Source organism: Anoxybacillus sp. PDR2, from assembly GCF_009834045.1.
In the GTDB taxonomy this organism is placed as follows: domain Bacteria; phylum Bacillota; class Bacilli; order Bacillales; family Anoxybacillaceae; genus Anoxybacteroides; species Anoxybacteroides rupiense.
The window spans coordinates 482,567-498,103 of sequence record NZ_CP047158.1; the positions used below are offsets into that span (position 1 = coordinate 482,567).

Sequence of the window (15,537 nt, forward strand, 5' to 3'; positions counted from 1 at the left end):
GGGAAATAACAGTAATAGAAGGGGAGTGATAGCATGAATATGACGGAATATGAATATGCGGGCCGCTCGGAGAAAAAAAGAAGCTTTTTTCCTTTTCTGGCTGCTTCGATTATTGGAGCGGTGATCGGAAGCGGCGTGACGCTCTATATGGCCCCGACACTCGGGATTCAGCAGCATGCAGAAAAGAAAGAAACAACGTCGCAGCAAGAAGCGGTAAAATCCAGCGCTTTGCCGCTGGAGCCAACCGCAAGCACGTCGAATAGCAATATGGTGCAGGCGATTGAAAATGTAGCGGATGCGGTTGTCGGAGTCATCAACATTCAGCAGCAAGCGGATATTTTCTCGGGTGCTTCTGCAGAACAAGATACAGGAACAGGTTCTGGCGTTATTTTTAAAAAAGCTGGAGATGTCGCCTATATTGTGACCAATAATCATGTGGTTGAAGGAGCAAACAAAGTGGAAGTATCGCTTCCAAGCGGAGAAAGGGTGAAGGCGACAATTGTCGGGACAGACCCATTAAGCGATTTGGCGGTATTAAAAATTAATGGAAAGAACGTTAAGAAGGTCGCTAGTTTCGGTGATTCTTCGACGCTTCGTGTCGGAGAGCAGGTGGCGGCGATTGGGAACCCGCTTGGCTTGGATTTATCAAGAACGGTCACTGAAGGAATTGTCAGCGGAAAACGAACCATTTCTGTTTCGACATCAGAAGGGGAATGGGAGCTGAATGTTATCCAAACGGATGCGGCGATCAATCCGGGAAATAGCGGAGGAGCGCTTATTAACAGCGCGGGACAGGTAGTAGGCATTAATAGTTTAAAAATCGCCCAGGAAGGGATCGAAGGACTTGGATTTGCGCTTCCAAGCCAATATGTTCAACCGGTGATTGAACAATTAATGGAGTACGGAAAAGTGAAACGTCCGTATCTGGGCGTGAATTTGCGGGATTTGAGCGAGATACCAGCAGAAACTCGCTTTGAACAGTTAGGGCTTCCAGAAAATGAAACAAACGGAGTGGTGGTTACTGCGGTGTTGCCGTCCTCTCCTGCCGCTGAAGCGGGAATTCAGGCGAAGGATGTGATTGTGGCAATTAACGGAACAAAAGTCAATAATGTAAGTGAGTTGCGAAAATATTTATATACAAAAACGAAAGTTGGCGAAAAAATTCAATTGCAAATTTTACGCGATGGAAAAAGCAAAACGATTCTGCTTCAGCTAAAAGAGCGACAAGAACAGCAATAAGAGCGTTGAAACAAAAAAATGGTCAACTGCGACAGTTTAATATTCGCAATGGACATAAAAAAACCAACCCCTCTTCTGTTTCTCAAAACAGAGAGGGGTTTTTCATTAAGTTGAAAATTGAACAATCCTTTGACTTGCCTCCGACCGTAAAAAAATGGAATGACGCCTTTGAATGGACTATACATTCCCTCTTCTGGATGCATCGGTATAACTTGTATGGATGACACGATTTTTCCACCACATAAAGGATGAAACCTCCTCTTTTATTTTTGTTCATCCAAGCTCTATGGAAGGATGGAGGATATTGAAGATACATAGGAATATCTCCCCATATTGAAAAAGCATTTTATTCTTGATTTAAGAGCGATTCAGGCTATTTTTGAGTTATAGGGACATTATAAAAATGCGATAAAGAGAAAATATATTCAATCTTAAATAATTTTTTTCGAAATATTAAAAATATTGATTTATAAATAAATAACTTTATAAATAAATATTCCAATAAAAAAATTTTGCGTTTTCATTTTAAGTAATGATAATATTAGAATAACTAAAATATTCTTAAGATGGTCGAAAGGAGTGAATAATACTTATTGTCACGAAAATATAAAGCGCTTACATGATCGTGTTTTCAAAAGGGGGAATGGATAAATGCAAACAACACATGGTTTGAAGCGCGAACTGAAAAGCAGGCATTTGTTCATGATCGCGCTCGGTGGAGTGATCGGAACAGGCTTGTTTTTAGGTTCGGGATATACGATTCATGAAGCAGGTCCGGGCGGAGCCATTGTGGCTTATTTATTTGGTGGATTTGTGATGTATTTAACGATGCTTTGTCTTGGGGAATTGGCCGTGTCTTTGCCTGATGCGGGCTCATATCAAACCTACGCCACAAAGTTTATATCTCCTTCTGCCGGTTATGTGATCGGCTGGCTTTCTTGGTTGAATTGGTCGGTAACGGTCGGTTTAGAACTTTTAACCGTCAGCATTTTAATGAAACGATGGTTTCCAGATGTCCCTTCTTGGATTTGGTGCGTCATTTTTGCCGTTGTTTTATTTTCCATTAATGCGTTATCATCAAGAAGCTTTGCCGAGGTCGAATTTTGGTTTTCCAGCATTAAAGTCCTTACTATTATTGCCTTCATTTTATTAGGTGGAGCCGCTATGTTCGGCCTGCTTGAAATGAAAGGAGGTCAGGCGGCTCCGCTGTTTTCCAACTTCACAGATCATGGCGGATTATTTCCAAACGGTCTTGCCGCGATTTTGGTCACGATGATTGGTGTTAACTTCTCTTTCCAAGGAACAGAGCTTGTGGGTGTTGCGGCTGGGGAAAGCGAAAACCCGGAAAAAACCGTGCCAAAGGCAATCAACAACACGGTTTGGCGAATTTTGCTTTTCTTTGTGTTGGCCATTTTTGTTTTGGCGGGGTTGTTCCCATGGGAAAAAGCAGGATTAGTGGAGAGCCCGTTTGTGGTCGTATTTGACAATATCGGAATCCCGTATGCTGCGGATATTGTTAATTTTGTCATTATTACGGCTGTTTTATCTGTAGCGAACTCTGGCCTTTATGCTACTTCGCGTGTGCTTTGGTCCATGTCTCGCCAAGGAATGGTAAGTCCGATTTTCAGTAAGCTCTCCAAAAATGGCGTCCCGATTAATGCACTGATCGCAAGTATGTTAATTGGTTGCCTATCTTTGCTATGTGGTATTTTTGCTGAGGATACCGTTTATGTATGGTTGCTTTCAATTGCCGGATTTGGCGCTGTTACCGTATGGGCCTCTATCGCTCTATCAAACTATTTAGCAAGAAGAGCATTTTTAAAGCAGGGAGGCAATGTGGCTGATTTAAAATATCGGACACCGCTTTATCCGATTGTTCCTCTTTTGGCGTTTTCGTTGAATGTAGTCGTGATTATTAGCCTTGCTTTTATTCCGGATCAGCGGCTGGCGCTTTATTGCGGGATTCCATTTATGGTGGCATGCTATATTTACTATCATCTTGTCGCTAAACACCGCACAGCTAAGCTACAATCATCATTTCAGATGAATATGGAGAAAATGTGAAAAGTGAAATAGGGCTCCGGACATGGGCCCTATTTTTTGATACAATGACTTTGGACGAACAGATGAAAAAACACAAGGAAATTGAGGGACGTATGTTGCGCAATCAAGAACAGTTATGGAATGAAGCAGTGCAGTTTATTCGGTTGTGCTATCAGGAATTGGGAAAAAGCGAAGAAACAATCAGACAGCGTTTGCAGCAAATCCGCGATGAAATGGAGCAAACGGGCACTTACAGCCATACGTACGAAGAGCTGGAGCATGGAGCCAAAATGGCGTGGCGCAACAGCAATCGCTGCATCGGTCGCTTGTTTTGGCAGACGTTGCAGGTCATCGATGCTAGGCATGCCGAAACAGAAGAGGATGTGGCTGCCCATTTATTGCACCATATTGAGTTTGCGACAAACAATGGAAAGATCCGGCCGACGATTACCGTCTTTAAACCGGATGGGGCCGTTCGTATTTGGAACCATCAATTAATCCGTTATGCCGGCTATGAGACAAGGGACGGAATCATTGGCGATTCTGCCTCGCTTACGTTGACAAAGGCGTGCCAACAGCTCGGCTGGGAAGGGGAACGCACCCATTTTGATATATTGCCGCTTGTTATTCAAGTTTCAGGAAAACAGCCGAAATGGTTCGAAATTCCAAAAGAGCTTGTGTTAGAAGTGCCGCTGGAACATCCGAGCTTTTCATGGTTTCGGGATCTGCAGTTAAAATGGTATGCGGTGCCGATTATTTCTGATATGTGTCTGGAAATTGGCGGCATTCGCTACATGGCTGCGCCATTTAACGGATGGTATATGGAAACGGAAATCGGGGCGCGCAATTTGGCTGACGATTACCGTTACAATATGCTTCCAAAGATCGCTTCTTGCATGGGGCTTGATATGAGTACAAATGCAACACTTTGGAAGGATAAAGCATTAATTGAATTAAACATGGCTGTGCTTTATTCTTATAAAAAAGCGGGTGTCAGTATGGTCGACCACCATACAGCCGCCCAGCAATTTAAATTGTTTGAGCAGAAAGAACGAGAAGCGTGCCGCCATGTCACAGGGGATTGGACGTGGCTGATTCCTCCTGTTTCACCAGCGACAACGCACATTTTTCATAAAAACTATGACAATACGGTCGTTTTGCCGAATTTCTTTTATCAAAGCCGCCCGTATGAATCATAAACGATGAATAAAGGAATATCCGCTGCCTGTCGCTGCGCTGTTTATGGAGACAGGCGGTTATTTTTTTTGGTTGATAAAAACGAATAAATCGCTGAAAAATCTTCCTGAGCCCATCCATTCTGGCTGGCGAGGGCATAGATTTCTTTGGCGACATTCGTAAGCGGCAAAGAAATGTGATGCTCATAAGCGGCTTGGGCGATCAGCTGTAAATCCTTTTGCATATATGCAAGCGGGAATTCTGTTGCGAACTGGCGCTGAAGAATTTTTTCGCGTTTCCCGTTTAAAAAGGGGGCAGCGGTCGGACCGTTCAGAAGCGTGTTGACAACCGTTTCTGTCTCTAAACCAAGCGCTTCGCCAAGTGTGACCGCCTCCGCGAAAGCTGCCATTGAATGAGCGAGCATTAGATTCACGACAAGCTTCATGGCTGTTCCTTTGCCATTTTCTCCTTGATAATGGATCGCTTTGCCCATGGCATTCAACATCGGTTCCACTTTCTTAAGATCTTTCGGATCCCCGCCTACAAAAAAGACTAACTCTCCTTTTTCGGCCGGAATCACCGAGCCGGAGACAGGAGCATCTAAAAAGCGAATGCCTCGCTTTCTGGCCTCTTCTGCCATTTGGCGCGTAAAGGACGGATCCACCGTGCTGCAGTCCACCCACAGCTTTTCTGGCGATAAATGATGCAAAAAGCCGTTTTCCCCAAAAGCAGCGGCTTCAACCGCTTTTGGATGGGCAAGCATCGTAAAGAGTACATCGGCTTGTTCAGCGGCTTCTTTCGGCGAATTGGCCCACTTTGCTCCTGCTTCTAACAGCGGAGCAGCTTTTTCTTTTGTGCGGTTATGGACGATAAGCTCATGCCCGATTTCAAGTAAATTTCTTGCCATACGGCTTCCCATAAGTCCTAGACCAATGAATCCGATCATCGTTAATCCCCTTTCCTTTTTTGAACGCTTCCCACCTACACTTTGCCGAGAAGGGGGGGTTAGGTATTCCCGCCCATGGAAAAGGAGGGGGGCGTTTTTCCCTGTTTCATGGGATAATATTGGCTCTTTTTTTTTCGTGATTTTACCACTTTTGTTTCGTGTGATTCAAGGGAAACGCCAGCGCTGAAGTGGAATGCGAAGTCAGAGTTGATAACAGGAGCAATCAATCGCTGTGATTTTGCAAAGAGGGAGAAATAGATAGCTAGGGGAGGGCTGCCTCCATTTTTACGCACTGAAAAGCAGGCTCTTGCCGATTTCTATCACATGGAGCAAGCAGATCCGCTACGAGGAAAATATTCAGCATGCGATAGTCCTAGAGAAATGCCCAATGCTTCATGAGACGAAATGGAATAAGTGAAGAATCAAATAGTCGTTGTTCGTTATATTTATAAAATAATAAGAGCGAATATATAATTTATATGTCTTAATATGTCGGTTTTTAAAGGTATACTATAATAAAAATTATCTTCCGTTTTGTAGAAAAGGAATGATATAATATTTATGAATTGACTGAAAATTCGGAGGGAACAAAGGTGTCACTATCAAGCTATATTATTCGCACTCTGATGGTTGTTATTCCTGGAGTGGTGCTAATTGCTCTAGCGGTATGCTTAGGAAACGGGATCAGCGGTTCCGCTTTTGGATGGACCATAGCAGGGACGGCATTATTTGGCATTGTTCTAGGTATTTTGTCAGCTACTTTGAATTATCGTCGTTTTGTTGCACCGATTGCGATCATTAATGACTATTTAGAAAAAATGACGGAAGGCGATTTATCTGTGCGAGTTCCTGTGGAGAGTGTCAAAGAACTGAGGCCGATCGCTCTTTGCATGAACGAAATGGCCAAAACATGGGGTGAGGTCATGGCGCATATGAAGCGCCATTCAGATGAGATGACGTTATTTGCCGAGCAGCTTTCCCATAATACGGAGCAAACAACAAAAGCGACGGAACAAATTGCAACAACCATGGAAAACATCGTATCTCACTCAGACCAACAAGCCAAGATGACAAAAGAAACGTCTTATTCCATGAATGAAATTTCCAGTTCCTTACTGCAAGTCGCTGCGAATACAGAACAGGTGACCACGAATGCAGGTGAAATGTTGATGAAAGCGGCAGCAGGAAAACAATCGATTGAAAAAATGGAAGAGCAAATGCGTTTTATTCATGAGCATGTCCAATTGCTCGGTCAAATCATTAAAGGATTAGGAGAACGTTCTACTGAAATCGGCCAAATCACGCAAGTCATCACAGGGATTTCTTCACAAACCAACTTGCTCGCATTAAATGCGGCAATCGAGGCAGCGCGGGCGGGAGAGCAAGGGAAGGGATTTGCCGTTGTCGCTGATGAAGTGAGAAAGCTGGCGGAGCAATCGGCACAATCCGCCCAGCAAATTACAAAATTAATTGATGACATTCAACAAGAAACCGATAAAGCCATTGGGTCAATGGATGTTGTTGCCGATGAAGTTTCTCAAGGGCTTCATGTCGTTCAAACAGCCGGACTTTCTTTTGAACAAATCCGGCAATCTATTAACGGGGTCAATGAACAAATTGAAGGAGTTTCAGTCGTGATTCGCCAAATGACGCAAAGCGCCCAGAACGTTGCTTCAGCCATTGAACATATGGCAGAAATCGTGGAACAATCGTCAGCGGGCTCTAGCCATATTTCAGCAGCGACCCAAGAACAGATGGCTTCTATGGAAGAAATCGCTTCTTCTGCTTCTGCGCTGAATGAAATGGCTGGAGAAATGCAGAATCTATTAGGGAAATTTCGGGTATAGGAAAACATAAGAAAAATGTTTACATAAATGAATAAATATGCTAAAATTTCTCTAAAAGTAAATAATGGATCTACTAGGGGAGTCCAATAGCTTGGACTGAGAGAAGAACGCGCGAAAGTTCTTTGACCCTTTGAACCTGATCTGGGTTATGCCAGCGTAGGGAAGTAGATAGTGGGAGTATGGATTGTTGCATATACTTTGCGCTATTTGTTGATTCCATCGGGTTCTCTTTTTGGAGAACCCGATTTTTGCTTTTTCCCCACCGTCTTTTTTTCGTACGTTTTGGTGTAGCCCTTAGATCGAATGAAACAAAAAGGAGGAAGGGTTGCATGCAAAACGTTTTATCTTCTATGCCGTTTTCAGCCAGTAAAAAAGTGTATGTAGAAGGATCGCGTCCTGATATTCGCGTTCCTATGCGTGAAATTACGCTAAGCCCAACCAAGACGGAAGCCGGAGAGTCTAAAAACGATCCGATCTGTGTATATGACACAAGCGGACCGTATACCGACACGGAATTTCAAGCAGATATTTACCGCGGGCTTCCTGAACTGCGCAAGCGTTGGATTTTAGAAAGAGACGATGTCGAGGAATATGAAGGACGGCCCGTGCGTCCAGAGGACAACGGTCTCTCGAAAGGAAAGGAATCGAACGTCTATCTTCCCTTTAAGCGGACGCCGCTACGCGCCAAAAATGGCAAGGCAGTCACACAAATGCATTATGCGAAACGCGGAATCGTTACTCCGGAGATGGAATTTGTCGCTATTCGGGAGCAGATGGATCCAGAGCTGGTCCGTCAAGAGATCGCGGCCGGGCGGGCGATTATCCCAGCCAATATCAACCATCCGGAAAGTGAACCAATGATTATTGGGAGACGTTTTCATGTCAAAATTAACGCTAATATCGGCAATTCAGCCGTCACTTCATCAATTGACGAGGAAGTGGAGAAAATGCTCTGGGCTGTCCGCTGGGGAGCAGATACGATTATGGATTTATCAACAGGAAAGCAGATTCATACGACGAGAGAGTTTATTATTCGCAATTCCCCTGTTCCGGTTGGGACGGTTCCGATCTATCAAGCGTTGGAAAAGGTGAATGGAATAGTTGAAGATTTATCGTGGGAAGTTTATCGCGATACACTGATTGAGCAGGCTGAACAAGGAGTTGACTATTTTACGATTCACGCTGGGGTATTGCTTCGTTATATACCGTTGACCATTGGAAGAACAACAGGAATTGTGTCGCGCGGTGGCTCGATTATGGCGCAATGGTGTTTGGCCCATCATCAGGAAAATTTCTTATACACTCATTTTGAGGAAATTTGCGAAATTTTAAAGTCCTATGATATCGCCATATCGTTAGGAGACGGTTTGCGGCCTGGATCGATTGCCGATGCCAATGATGAAGCGCAATTTGCAGAATTAGAGACGCTTGGCGAGCTCACTCAAATAGCATGGAAGCATGATGTCCAAGTGATGATTGAAGGGCCTGGGCATGTGCCGATGGATAAAATCAAAGAAAATGTCGACAGGCAGATGGAGATTTGCCATGGTGCGCCATTTTATACGCTTGGTCCGCTGACGACGGATATCGCCCCGGGATATGACCATATTACATCAGCGATCGGTGCGGCAATGATCGGCTGGTATGGAACCGCGATGCTTTGTTATGTGACGCCGAAAGAGCATTTAGGATTGCCGAATAAGGAGGATGTGCGCCAAGGAGTGATTGCTTATAAAATTGCGGCGCATGCTGCTGACTTAGCGAAAGGGCATCCAGGAGCGCAAATGCGGGATGATGCGCTGTCGAAAGCGCGCTTTGAGTTTCGTTGGAACGACCAATTCCATCTCTCGCTGGACCCGGAACGGGCTAGGGAATATCACGATGAGACACTCCCGGCGGAAGGGGCGAAGGTGGCTCATTTTTGTTCCATGTGCGGCCCCAAATTTTGTTCGATGAAAATTTCCCATGATTTGCAAAAAAGCATAAAAGAGGACGGGATGAAGCAAAAAGCGAAGGAGTTTGTTGAAACCGGTTCGAGACTTTATCAATGATAAGCTCAATAAGGACATGGATTTGTCTTGCTGACGGATCACGCGGTGCGTATGAAGAGGAGCATCTGGTTCATTCACAGAAAAGCCTTTCCCGGCCAATATGGCGGGAAAGGCTAAAAAGTAATCAGTCTTTGCTTGCTTGCTTTTCTGCGAGCACAGATTTGACCGCCTGCTCAATTTCAAAGTAGCTGGTGCAACGACAAACATTGGATTCAAGCCACTTTTCAATGATTGGTTCCGAGGCGTTCGGCGTGCTTTCAACAAGAGCATGGGCGTTCATAATAAACCCGGGCGTGCAATAGCCGCATTGAAAGGCGAAATGCTCGACAAATGCTCGTTGGATGGGGGCATCGCGCAATCCCTCAATGGTTGTAACAGATTTTCCAATGGCTTCAATGGCTAGTATCATACACGATTTAATCGGCGTTTTATCCATCAATACGGTGCATGCACCGCAATCGCCGTTTAAACAACCCGGCTTGGCGCCTGTCAAACCAAGGTGATTGCGAAGAACAAAAAGAAGTGTATCCGCTTGTCTGGCTATCACGGAGTATTTCTCTCCATTGACAGTAAGCGGTATTTCACATTTGGATGATGAACTCATCTTTCGGCCTCCTCCAGTTCAGTAAGAATGTCCCAAAGCGTATTTTTTAACAAAAATAAACGATATTCCGCTGAACCTTCGATATCATCCAAAATCGGTTCGGGCAATTGCTGTAACGCATAGTCGATTCGTGCGTCGATCGGAAGATGGCGGGCATTTAACATCTCTTCTACTTTTGGCGAACGAAATGGAAATGGACAGACGCCGCTAAAAGCAGTGCGGAGTTCATTTCCTTTTTTTAAAGCGGAAACGGTGACGAGTGGGTAGCCAACCTTGCCCTGTTTTCGGCGTTTCATATGGACATGGGGCATCGTTAAATATGCCGCATTCATTTTGACTTGCACAAGAAACTCCCCAGGCTGCAGTTGGATGCTTTGCTGGAAGACTTCATGAATTGGTCTTTGCTGAACCCCCGATTTTCCAGCAATCACAATATCACTGTCTACAAGTAAAAGAGGCAGTACGGTTTCACGGTAAAAAATTTGGCCGCAAATGTTGCCTCCAAGCGTAATCTGATTGCGCGCCGTGCGATCTGCAATTTCACTTGCCGCCTTGGCTAATAGCGGAAATGCGTTTGTTTCCTCAATAGCGGTAAGAGTAAGAGCGGTGCCGAGTACTAATTGATTTTGTGAAATGTCAAATGACTGGCATTCTGGAATGTGCTTGATATCAATAACGGCATCTGCAAATACAAGATTTAGGCGCGAGAGGGTAATGATTTCTGTTCCTCCGCTATAATAGATGGGCGTTTTTCCTTGACGCTGAAGCGATGCAAATAACTGAACGGCCTCTTCGATTGATGATGGACGATGGTATGTGAAATCAAATGAAACCATATTATTTCCCCTTTTGCGCTCGCCAAATTTGTTCAGGGAACAGCGGCAATTTGTTAAGAGGAACGCCAGCAGCGATTGATAAGGCATTGGCCAGTGCTGCAGGAATGCCGATGAGACCGTGCTCTCCAGCGCCTCGTGCTCCATAAGGTGCATCTATTTGAGGTGTTTTGATAAAATCGGCTATATATTCTGGATGCTCGCCAAAGCGGATTGGCTGATAGGTCCGTATCTGTGGATTTAATACGCGCTCATATCGGTCAAATAAAAAGGTTTCGCGGCTGGCAAAGCTCAGCCCCATGCTCATTGCCCCGATGATCTGTCCGATCGCTGCTTTCCAATTGAGCACTTCCCCGATATCAACGACCGATACGGCTTTAAGAATTTGATAGGTGCAATCGCGTTTATCGAATTCAATTTCTACTGCATGGGCACATACCGTCCACTCTGGGCCGGGCTTCCCTGCTCCTGTTTCCTTATCAAGAGGAGTTAAATGACGCAACGTGTAATTGCCGCGTCCAATAATTTGTCCGCCAATCGCGTTTCCGTTCGGATATTTATAGCCATAAGCAATATCTTTGATCGGAATAAAAATAGCAGGATCATCGCGTACAAATACTTTGCCGTAGCCGACTTCTAAATCTTCGATGGGGGAGCGGAGCACACAAGCAGCGATCGCTTTTAACTGCCGAATGGCATCTTCGGCTGCATTTAACACAGCTCGCCCCCCCATAAATGTGCCGCGACTGGCGACTGTTTTCCAATGCTCTGGTGTGCTTTGCGTGTCGATATCCATTTTTACGTGAATATCATCAATGTCCATTTTTAGCTTTTCAGCAAGAATTTGGGCGAGAACCGTTTTAGAGCCTGTGCCGATTTCGACAACGCCGGACATGAGATTAACGCTTCCATCAGGGTTGAAAGTTACAATCGCACCGGAGCTGGCCTCGGTGTCAATCGTGGATGTTTTCCAAGAGCAGCTCACACCCTTGGCGCGAACAGTGCGGGCATTTAGTTCGATTCGCTGCCATTGATCCCACTGAATGAGCTCGCGCAGCCGTTTGATGCAAGCGGGCAAATTGCCGACATTGCTTCGATTAAGAAGGACGCGGGTCGGAGTCGTATGGCCGGGCAAAATCGCATTTTTCAGCCGCAGCTCGAGCTTATCCATGCCCAGCTTTTCAGCTAATATATCCATGGCCCGTTCAATGGCAAAGGCTTGTTCACAGTGGCCAAAGCTACGAAAAGGCGAGGCGTATGGATGGTTCGTATAGATACAGAGCGAATCGCACCATACATTTTCAATGCGATAGGGCCCTGTGCAATCTACTGCGGCAGCACGAGTGACATCAATCGCTTTATCAGAGTAGGCTCCTCCGTCAAATAAAAACAATATTTCAGCCGCCTTTATCATTCCATCCTTTGTACAACCGAGCTTGACAGTCGCCTCCATTCCGATGTGCACGGGCGATGTAATCATGTCCTGTTCCCTTGTATTCCAAACGCTGACTTTACGGCCTCTCACTGCTTTAGAGGCTAAATAAGCGAGCAGTTCTAATTGAACGGGTGCCTTTCCTCCGTAACCCCCGCCGACCAAAGGCGTATGCACAACCACTTTTCCGACATCTTCGCCAAAATAAGTACTGATTAGTTTTTTGATCATAAATGGCGACTGGGTAGAGGCGGTGATCTCAATCCTTCCGTCCGGAAAAATTTCGGCTGTTGCACATCTTGTTTCCATCGCTAAATGATCTGAGGGGGAAAATGCGACGCTGGTCTCAATCACGACTTCGCTTTCGCTCCAGCCTTTTTCCATATTGCCTTTGCGAATTTTGGTGCGGTGGGCGATATTCGTATTCGGTTCAGGATAAGTGTGATCATTTTTTTCATAGCTTCCTAGATTTTCATGAATCAATGGGGCGTCAGCTTGTAATGCGGCACGTGGCGAACCGACCGTTGGGAGCGGTTCGTATACGATTTGAACCAGATTGGCTCCCTTCTCTGCTTGTATAGGGGTATCGGCGACTACGATCGCCACTACTTCACCATGATAACGCACTTTATCAAAAGCGATTGGCGGCCGGTCTCGTAAATCCTCTCCTGTCAGAGGAAGTCCTTTTCCTGTTACGACAGCGCGTACTCCTGGAACGGAGAGCGCTTTTTCGAAGTGAATTTCGTGAATAAGAGCGTGAGCATAAGGGCTTGTAACAAGATGGGCGTGCAGCATGCCTTGCTGCAGCTTATCATGAGTATATTTGGCCCGCCCAGTTACTTTATCCCAAGCCTCTTTGCGAATGACGCTCTTTCCAATCATGATAAACCCTCCTTTTTTGATTCCAGCGCCTGATCGCTGTTTCATAGTCTACGAATGTATCAATATCGAAAAACAAGTCCATGTCATTGGCTGTTAGTAACCTTCCATTCCAGTGGCTATTCTTGCGAAACAGCTGGCGTGCTCCCTCGTCACCATAAATGTCGAGCAGTTCAGAGAATAAAGCAGCGCTAAAGAGAATGGGCGGAGAAGGCCTCGATTTGGATGAAAAAGCGACATAATCGGTGCGATGTTGGCAATAAGCGTTGATAAGATCATTAATCATAGCAGCTGTAATAAATGGTTGATCGGCCAGCACTACCACGGCTGCTTCAGCATGAAGCTTGATAGCAAGATGGAGTCCGCATCGCAATGAATGGGCGAATCCCCAATCAGAAGCGCAACGAATGATGATGCATTTTTCATGATGACGTAATTCATGTAGCATCCAGTCAAGTGGATCCTCCATAGGCACAATCACAAGAATGTGAGAAAGGGAAGACAAAACGGCTGCTTGTAAGGCAGTGGATCCGAGAGAATAGTCAGCAAATGGAAGCAATCGTTTATCGGTTCCCATTCTTGCACTTTTTCCAGCGGCTAAGTAAATCCCGACGGTTCGAGGAGCTTTCATCTTATTCCCCCTTCTGGAGATGGATGTTTTCGCAGCACATGAATCATTTCTGCTAAAATGCTGATCGCAATTTCTTCAGGGCCGCGCGCACCGATGGAAAGTCCAATTGGCGAATGGATACCATCGGGAATGGAGAAATCGGGAAAGAGGCGTGCGGTGCGCCTTTTCGGTCCTAAAATGCCACAATAGAATAGTGGCTGTTGGCTAAGAAGAGACACAAGCTCTTGGTCACGCTGAAACTGATGGGTCATAATCACGACAAAATCTCGTTCGCATAAACGAAGCTGAGGGATTGCTTCTTTCGGAAAGCCAACCATCCACTGATCGGCATCTGGAATCTGCTCGGGGCAGCAAAGAGCAGGCCGCCAATCGACGACAGTGACAGAAAATCCCGTCTGCTTGGCAAATGACGCGAGCGGTTTGACATCATGGTTCGCTCCAAAAATAATAAGGCGCGGTTTGGGCCAAAAGTGCTGCAAATAAAAAGAAGTCCCAGAAATAGTGAAAATCCCATTCTTTGATTGAAACGTGCCGACAGCATGCCGTTGGTTTAATAGGTCGGCAGGAATTTCATATTCAACATTTCCCCATCGCTGTCCATTTTCAGCTAAAAATAGCCAGCTATTCTCGTCAGTTGCCGCTTCTCCCCATTTTTTTACCATTAAAACGTGTTGGTTTTGTTCTAAATGTCTTTTGACTGTTAACAAATCGGCTCTCAGCTGTTCCGTGATAGGCAGCAATAAAAGCTGAATCGTTCCGTTGCATCCGACACCTTGCCCCCATGACAAATCATCTTCCTGTTTAAGATCAAACGTAACAATGGTCGGCCGTTGGCTTTGCCATATTTCTTGTGCTTGGATGGAAAGGGTTTCTTCGAGACATCCGCCGCTAATGAGTCCTGTTATGTAACCTTGTTCATCTATCCACATGCACGCTCCTTCCTTTTGGTATGCCGCCCCCTCGACATGGACAATGATCGCCAGTATTCCTTGTTTTTGTGAGGAAGTGATAGCCTCTAGGACAGTATGGTAGTTTTCCATTTTTCGTTTCTCACCACCGCAAAAAAATTTTGCCAAGTATCGGTGTTTGATGATGATCAACCACCTCATCAGCTGCTGTTTCTGTAATCGAATGAAGGAGAGATGTTTGAGATGAAATGACAGGGAGAAGGAGGAGAGTCGCATAATCGGTGAGGAACCTGATGAAGTGGCTGCATCGATTCCGCTGGTTGCGGAGAAGGATGATAAAGGATAGAATAGTGACTCGCATCTTGGGCTTATCATCCACTGCTATTACTATTGTATTCTTTTGGAAATTCGTCATGACTGAAAAAATCATCTAGCCTTGAAATGTCTGATGAAGATCGAGTTTTCTATTGGGGCCTATATGTTAGGGAATTTTTGAATGACCTGGCGATGTCGATGACTGGAGAGGGCTGTGGTTTGCTGCTGTCATTCAAATACAAGAAAAAACCTGAACAGCATCGCTTCGAGGGCTATTCTTTGATCGAGGAAGCGGTTCGCTGTTCAGGCGTTTACATACAGATGGAACGGACGATATCTGCAAAAATCAAGGATCGGAAGAGTTTTGATCACGCCAAAGCGTGACCGACCGTCGGGAGATGACCTCTTCACTTTGCAGCTTGAAGTTTTAATAAAAAGAGAGAAATGACGGTTTATTCCTGTTCTTTTTTTCCCTCTTTTTTTAAACGGCCTTCTTTACGGGCCGCTTCTCGCAATAAAAACTCGATGTGAGCGTTGACGCTGCGGAATTCGTCTTGTGCCCAACGTTCAAGCACCTCGTATAAGTGCGGATCGATTCTTAATGGAAAATTTTTCTTTTTGGCCATAAGACTC

12 protein-coding genes and 1 riboswitch are annotated in these 15,537 nt (G+C 45.2%); of the genes, 5 read left to right on the top strand and 7 right to left on the bottom strand.

Features of this window, described 5'->3' with window-relative positions:
* Positions 1–33: 33 nt before the first annotated feature.
* The 3 genes from GRQ40_RS02360 (at position 34) to GRQ40_RS02370 (ending at position 4,481) form a co-directional block, all read left to right on the top strand.
* The gene (locus GRQ40_RS02360) at positions 34–1,239 is read left to right on the top strand and encodes a S1C family serine protease (RefSeq protein ID WP_159719293.1); all 1,206 of its coding nucleotides are present in this window, start codon (positions 34–36) and stop codon (positions 1,237–1,239) included.
* Positions 1,240–1,890: 651 nt separating this feature from the next.
* On the top strand, positions 1,891–3,303 hold the full coding sequence (locus tag GRQ40_RS02365; RefSeq protein WP_159719294.1) for an amino acid permease: 1,413 nt from the start codon (positions 1,891–1,893) through the stop codon (positions 3,301–3,303).
* 62 nt (positions 3,304–3,365) lie between these two features.
* The gene (locus tag GRQ40_RS02370; protein WP_275191811.1) at positions 3,366–4,481 is read left to right on the top strand and encodes a nitric oxide synthase oxygenase; all 1,116 of its coding nucleotides are present in this window, start codon (positions 3,366–3,368) and stop codon (positions 4,479–4,481) included.
* Positions 4,482–4,522: 41 nt separating this feature from the next.
* Here the strand turns inward: GRQ40_RS02370 and GRQ40_RS02375 are convergent, their stop codons facing one another.
* Positions 4,523–5,404, bottom strand: coding sequence for an NAD(P)-dependent oxidoreductase (locus GRQ40_RS02375; protein ID WP_159719295.1), 882 nt, complete (start codon positions 5,402–5,404; stop codon positions 4,523–4,525).
* A 593-nt stretch (positions 5,405–5,997) separates the two neighbouring features.
* On the opposite strand from GRQ40_RS02375, the gene GRQ40_RS02380 reads away from it, so the two are divergent.
* Together GRQ40_RS02380 and thiC are read left to right on the top strand one after the other, a co-directional pair.
* A complete protein-coding gene (locus GRQ40_RS02380; RefSeq protein WP_080859724.1) occupies positions 5,998–7,251 on the top strand; it encodes a methyl-accepting chemotaxis protein in 1,254 nt (417 codons plus the stop codon).
* 65 nt (positions 7,252–7,316) lie between these two features.
* Positions 7,317–7,431, top strand: a riboswitch (TPP riboswitch).
* Positions 7,432–7,580: 149 nt separating this feature from the next.
* Complete coding sequence (thiC, locus tag GRQ40_RS02385) at positions 7,581–9,302, top strand: phosphomethylpyrimidine synthase ThiC (protein ID WP_159719296.1); 1,722 nt, start codon at positions 7,581–7,583, stop codon at positions 9,300–9,302.
* 124 nt (positions 9,303–9,426) lie between these two features.
* On the opposite strand, the gene GRQ40_RS02390 is transcribed toward thiC, so the two are convergent.
* The 6 genes from GRQ40_RS02390 to GRQ40_RS02415 all read right to left on the bottom strand — a co-directional run bounded on the left by GRQ40_RS02390 (position 9,427) and on the right by GRQ40_RS02415 (position 15,530).
* Positions 9,427–9,906 (bottom strand): (2Fe-2S)-binding protein, encoded by a 480-nt coding sequence (locus GRQ40_RS02390; RefSeq protein WP_044743889.1) that lies wholly within the window; start codon positions 9,904–9,906, stop codon positions 9,427–9,429.
* A complete protein-coding gene (locus GRQ40_RS02395; RefSeq protein WP_159719297.1) occupies positions 9,903–10,742 on the bottom strand; it encodes an FAD binding domain-containing protein in 840 nt (279 codons plus the stop codon). The genes GRQ40_RS02390 and GRQ40_RS02395 overlap by 4 nt, the downstream gene beginning before the upstream one ends.
* Position 10,743: 1 nt before the next feature.
* The gene (locus GRQ40_RS02400) at positions 10,744–13,056 is read right to left on the bottom strand and encodes a xanthine dehydrogenase family protein molybdopterin-binding subunit (protein WP_159720723.1); all 2,313 of its coding nucleotides are present in this window, start codon (positions 13,054–13,056) and stop codon (positions 10,744–10,746) included.
* Positions 13,013–13,681, bottom strand: coding sequence for an NTP transferase domain-containing protein (locus tag GRQ40_RS02405; RefSeq protein WP_159719298.1), 669 nt, complete (start codon positions 13,679–13,681; stop codon positions 13,013–13,015). Before GRQ40_RS02405 ends, GRQ40_RS02400 begins: the two co-directional genes overlap by 44 nt.
* On the bottom strand, positions 13,678–14,721 hold the full coding sequence (locus GRQ40_RS02410; RefSeq protein ID WP_159720725.1) for an XdhC family protein: 1,044 nt from the start codon (positions 14,719–14,721) through the stop codon (positions 13,678–13,680). Before GRQ40_RS02410 ends, GRQ40_RS02405 begins: the two co-directional genes overlap by 4 nt.
* 635 nt (positions 14,722–15,356) lie before the next feature.
* Entirely contained in the window at positions 15,357–15,530 is a 174-nt protein-coding gene (locus tag GRQ40_RS02415) for a type II toxin-antitoxin system antitoxin (protein WP_044743904.1), read from the bottom strand.
* Between the last annotated feature and the right edge of the window lie 7 nt (positions 15,531–15,537).

What these genes read in the sequence shown, in the direction of transcription:
- GRQ40_RS02360 (WP_159719293.1), top strand. Translation starts at nt 34, where the DNA reads ATGAATATGACGGAATATGAATATGCGGGCCGCTCGGAGAAAAAAAGA.
- GRQ40_RS02365 (WP_159719294.1), top strand. Translation starts at nt 1,891, where the DNA reads ATGCAAACAACACATGGTTTGAAGCGCGAACTGAAAAGCAGGCATTTG.
- GRQ40_RS02370 (WP_275191811.1), top strand. Translation starts at nt 3,366, where the DNA reads ATGAAAAAACACAAGGAAATTGAGGGACGTATGTTGCGCAATCAAGAA.
- GRQ40_RS02375 (WP_159719295.1), bottom strand. Translation starts at nt 5,404, where the DNA reads ATGATCGGATTCATTGGTCTAGGACTTATGGGAAGCCGTATGGCAAGA.
- thiC (WP_159719296.1), top strand. Translation starts at nt 7,581, where the DNA reads ATGCAAAACGTTTTATCTTCTATGCCGTTTTCAGCCAGTAAAAAAGTG.
- GRQ40_RS02390 (WP_044743889.1), bottom strand. Translation starts at nt 9,906, where the DNA reads ATGAGTTCATCATCCAAATGTGAAATACCGCTTACTGTCAATGGAGAG.
- GRQ40_RS02395 (WP_159719297.1), bottom strand. Translation starts at nt 10,742, where the DNA reads ATGGTTTCATTTGATTTCACATACCATCGTCCATCATCAATCGAAGAG.
- GRQ40_RS02405 (WP_159719298.1), bottom strand. Translation starts at nt 13,681, where the DNA reads ATGAAAGCTCCTCGAACCGTCGGGATTTACTTAGCCGCTGGAAAAAGT.
- GRQ40_RS02410 (WP_159720725.1), bottom strand. Translation starts at nt 14,721, where the DNA reads ATGGAAAACTACCATACTGTCCTAGAGGCTATCACTTCCTCACAAAAA.
- GRQ40_RS02415 (WP_044743904.1), bottom strand. Translation starts at nt 15,530, where the DNA reads ATGGCCAAAAAGAAAAATTTTCCATTAAGAATCGATCCGCACTTATAC.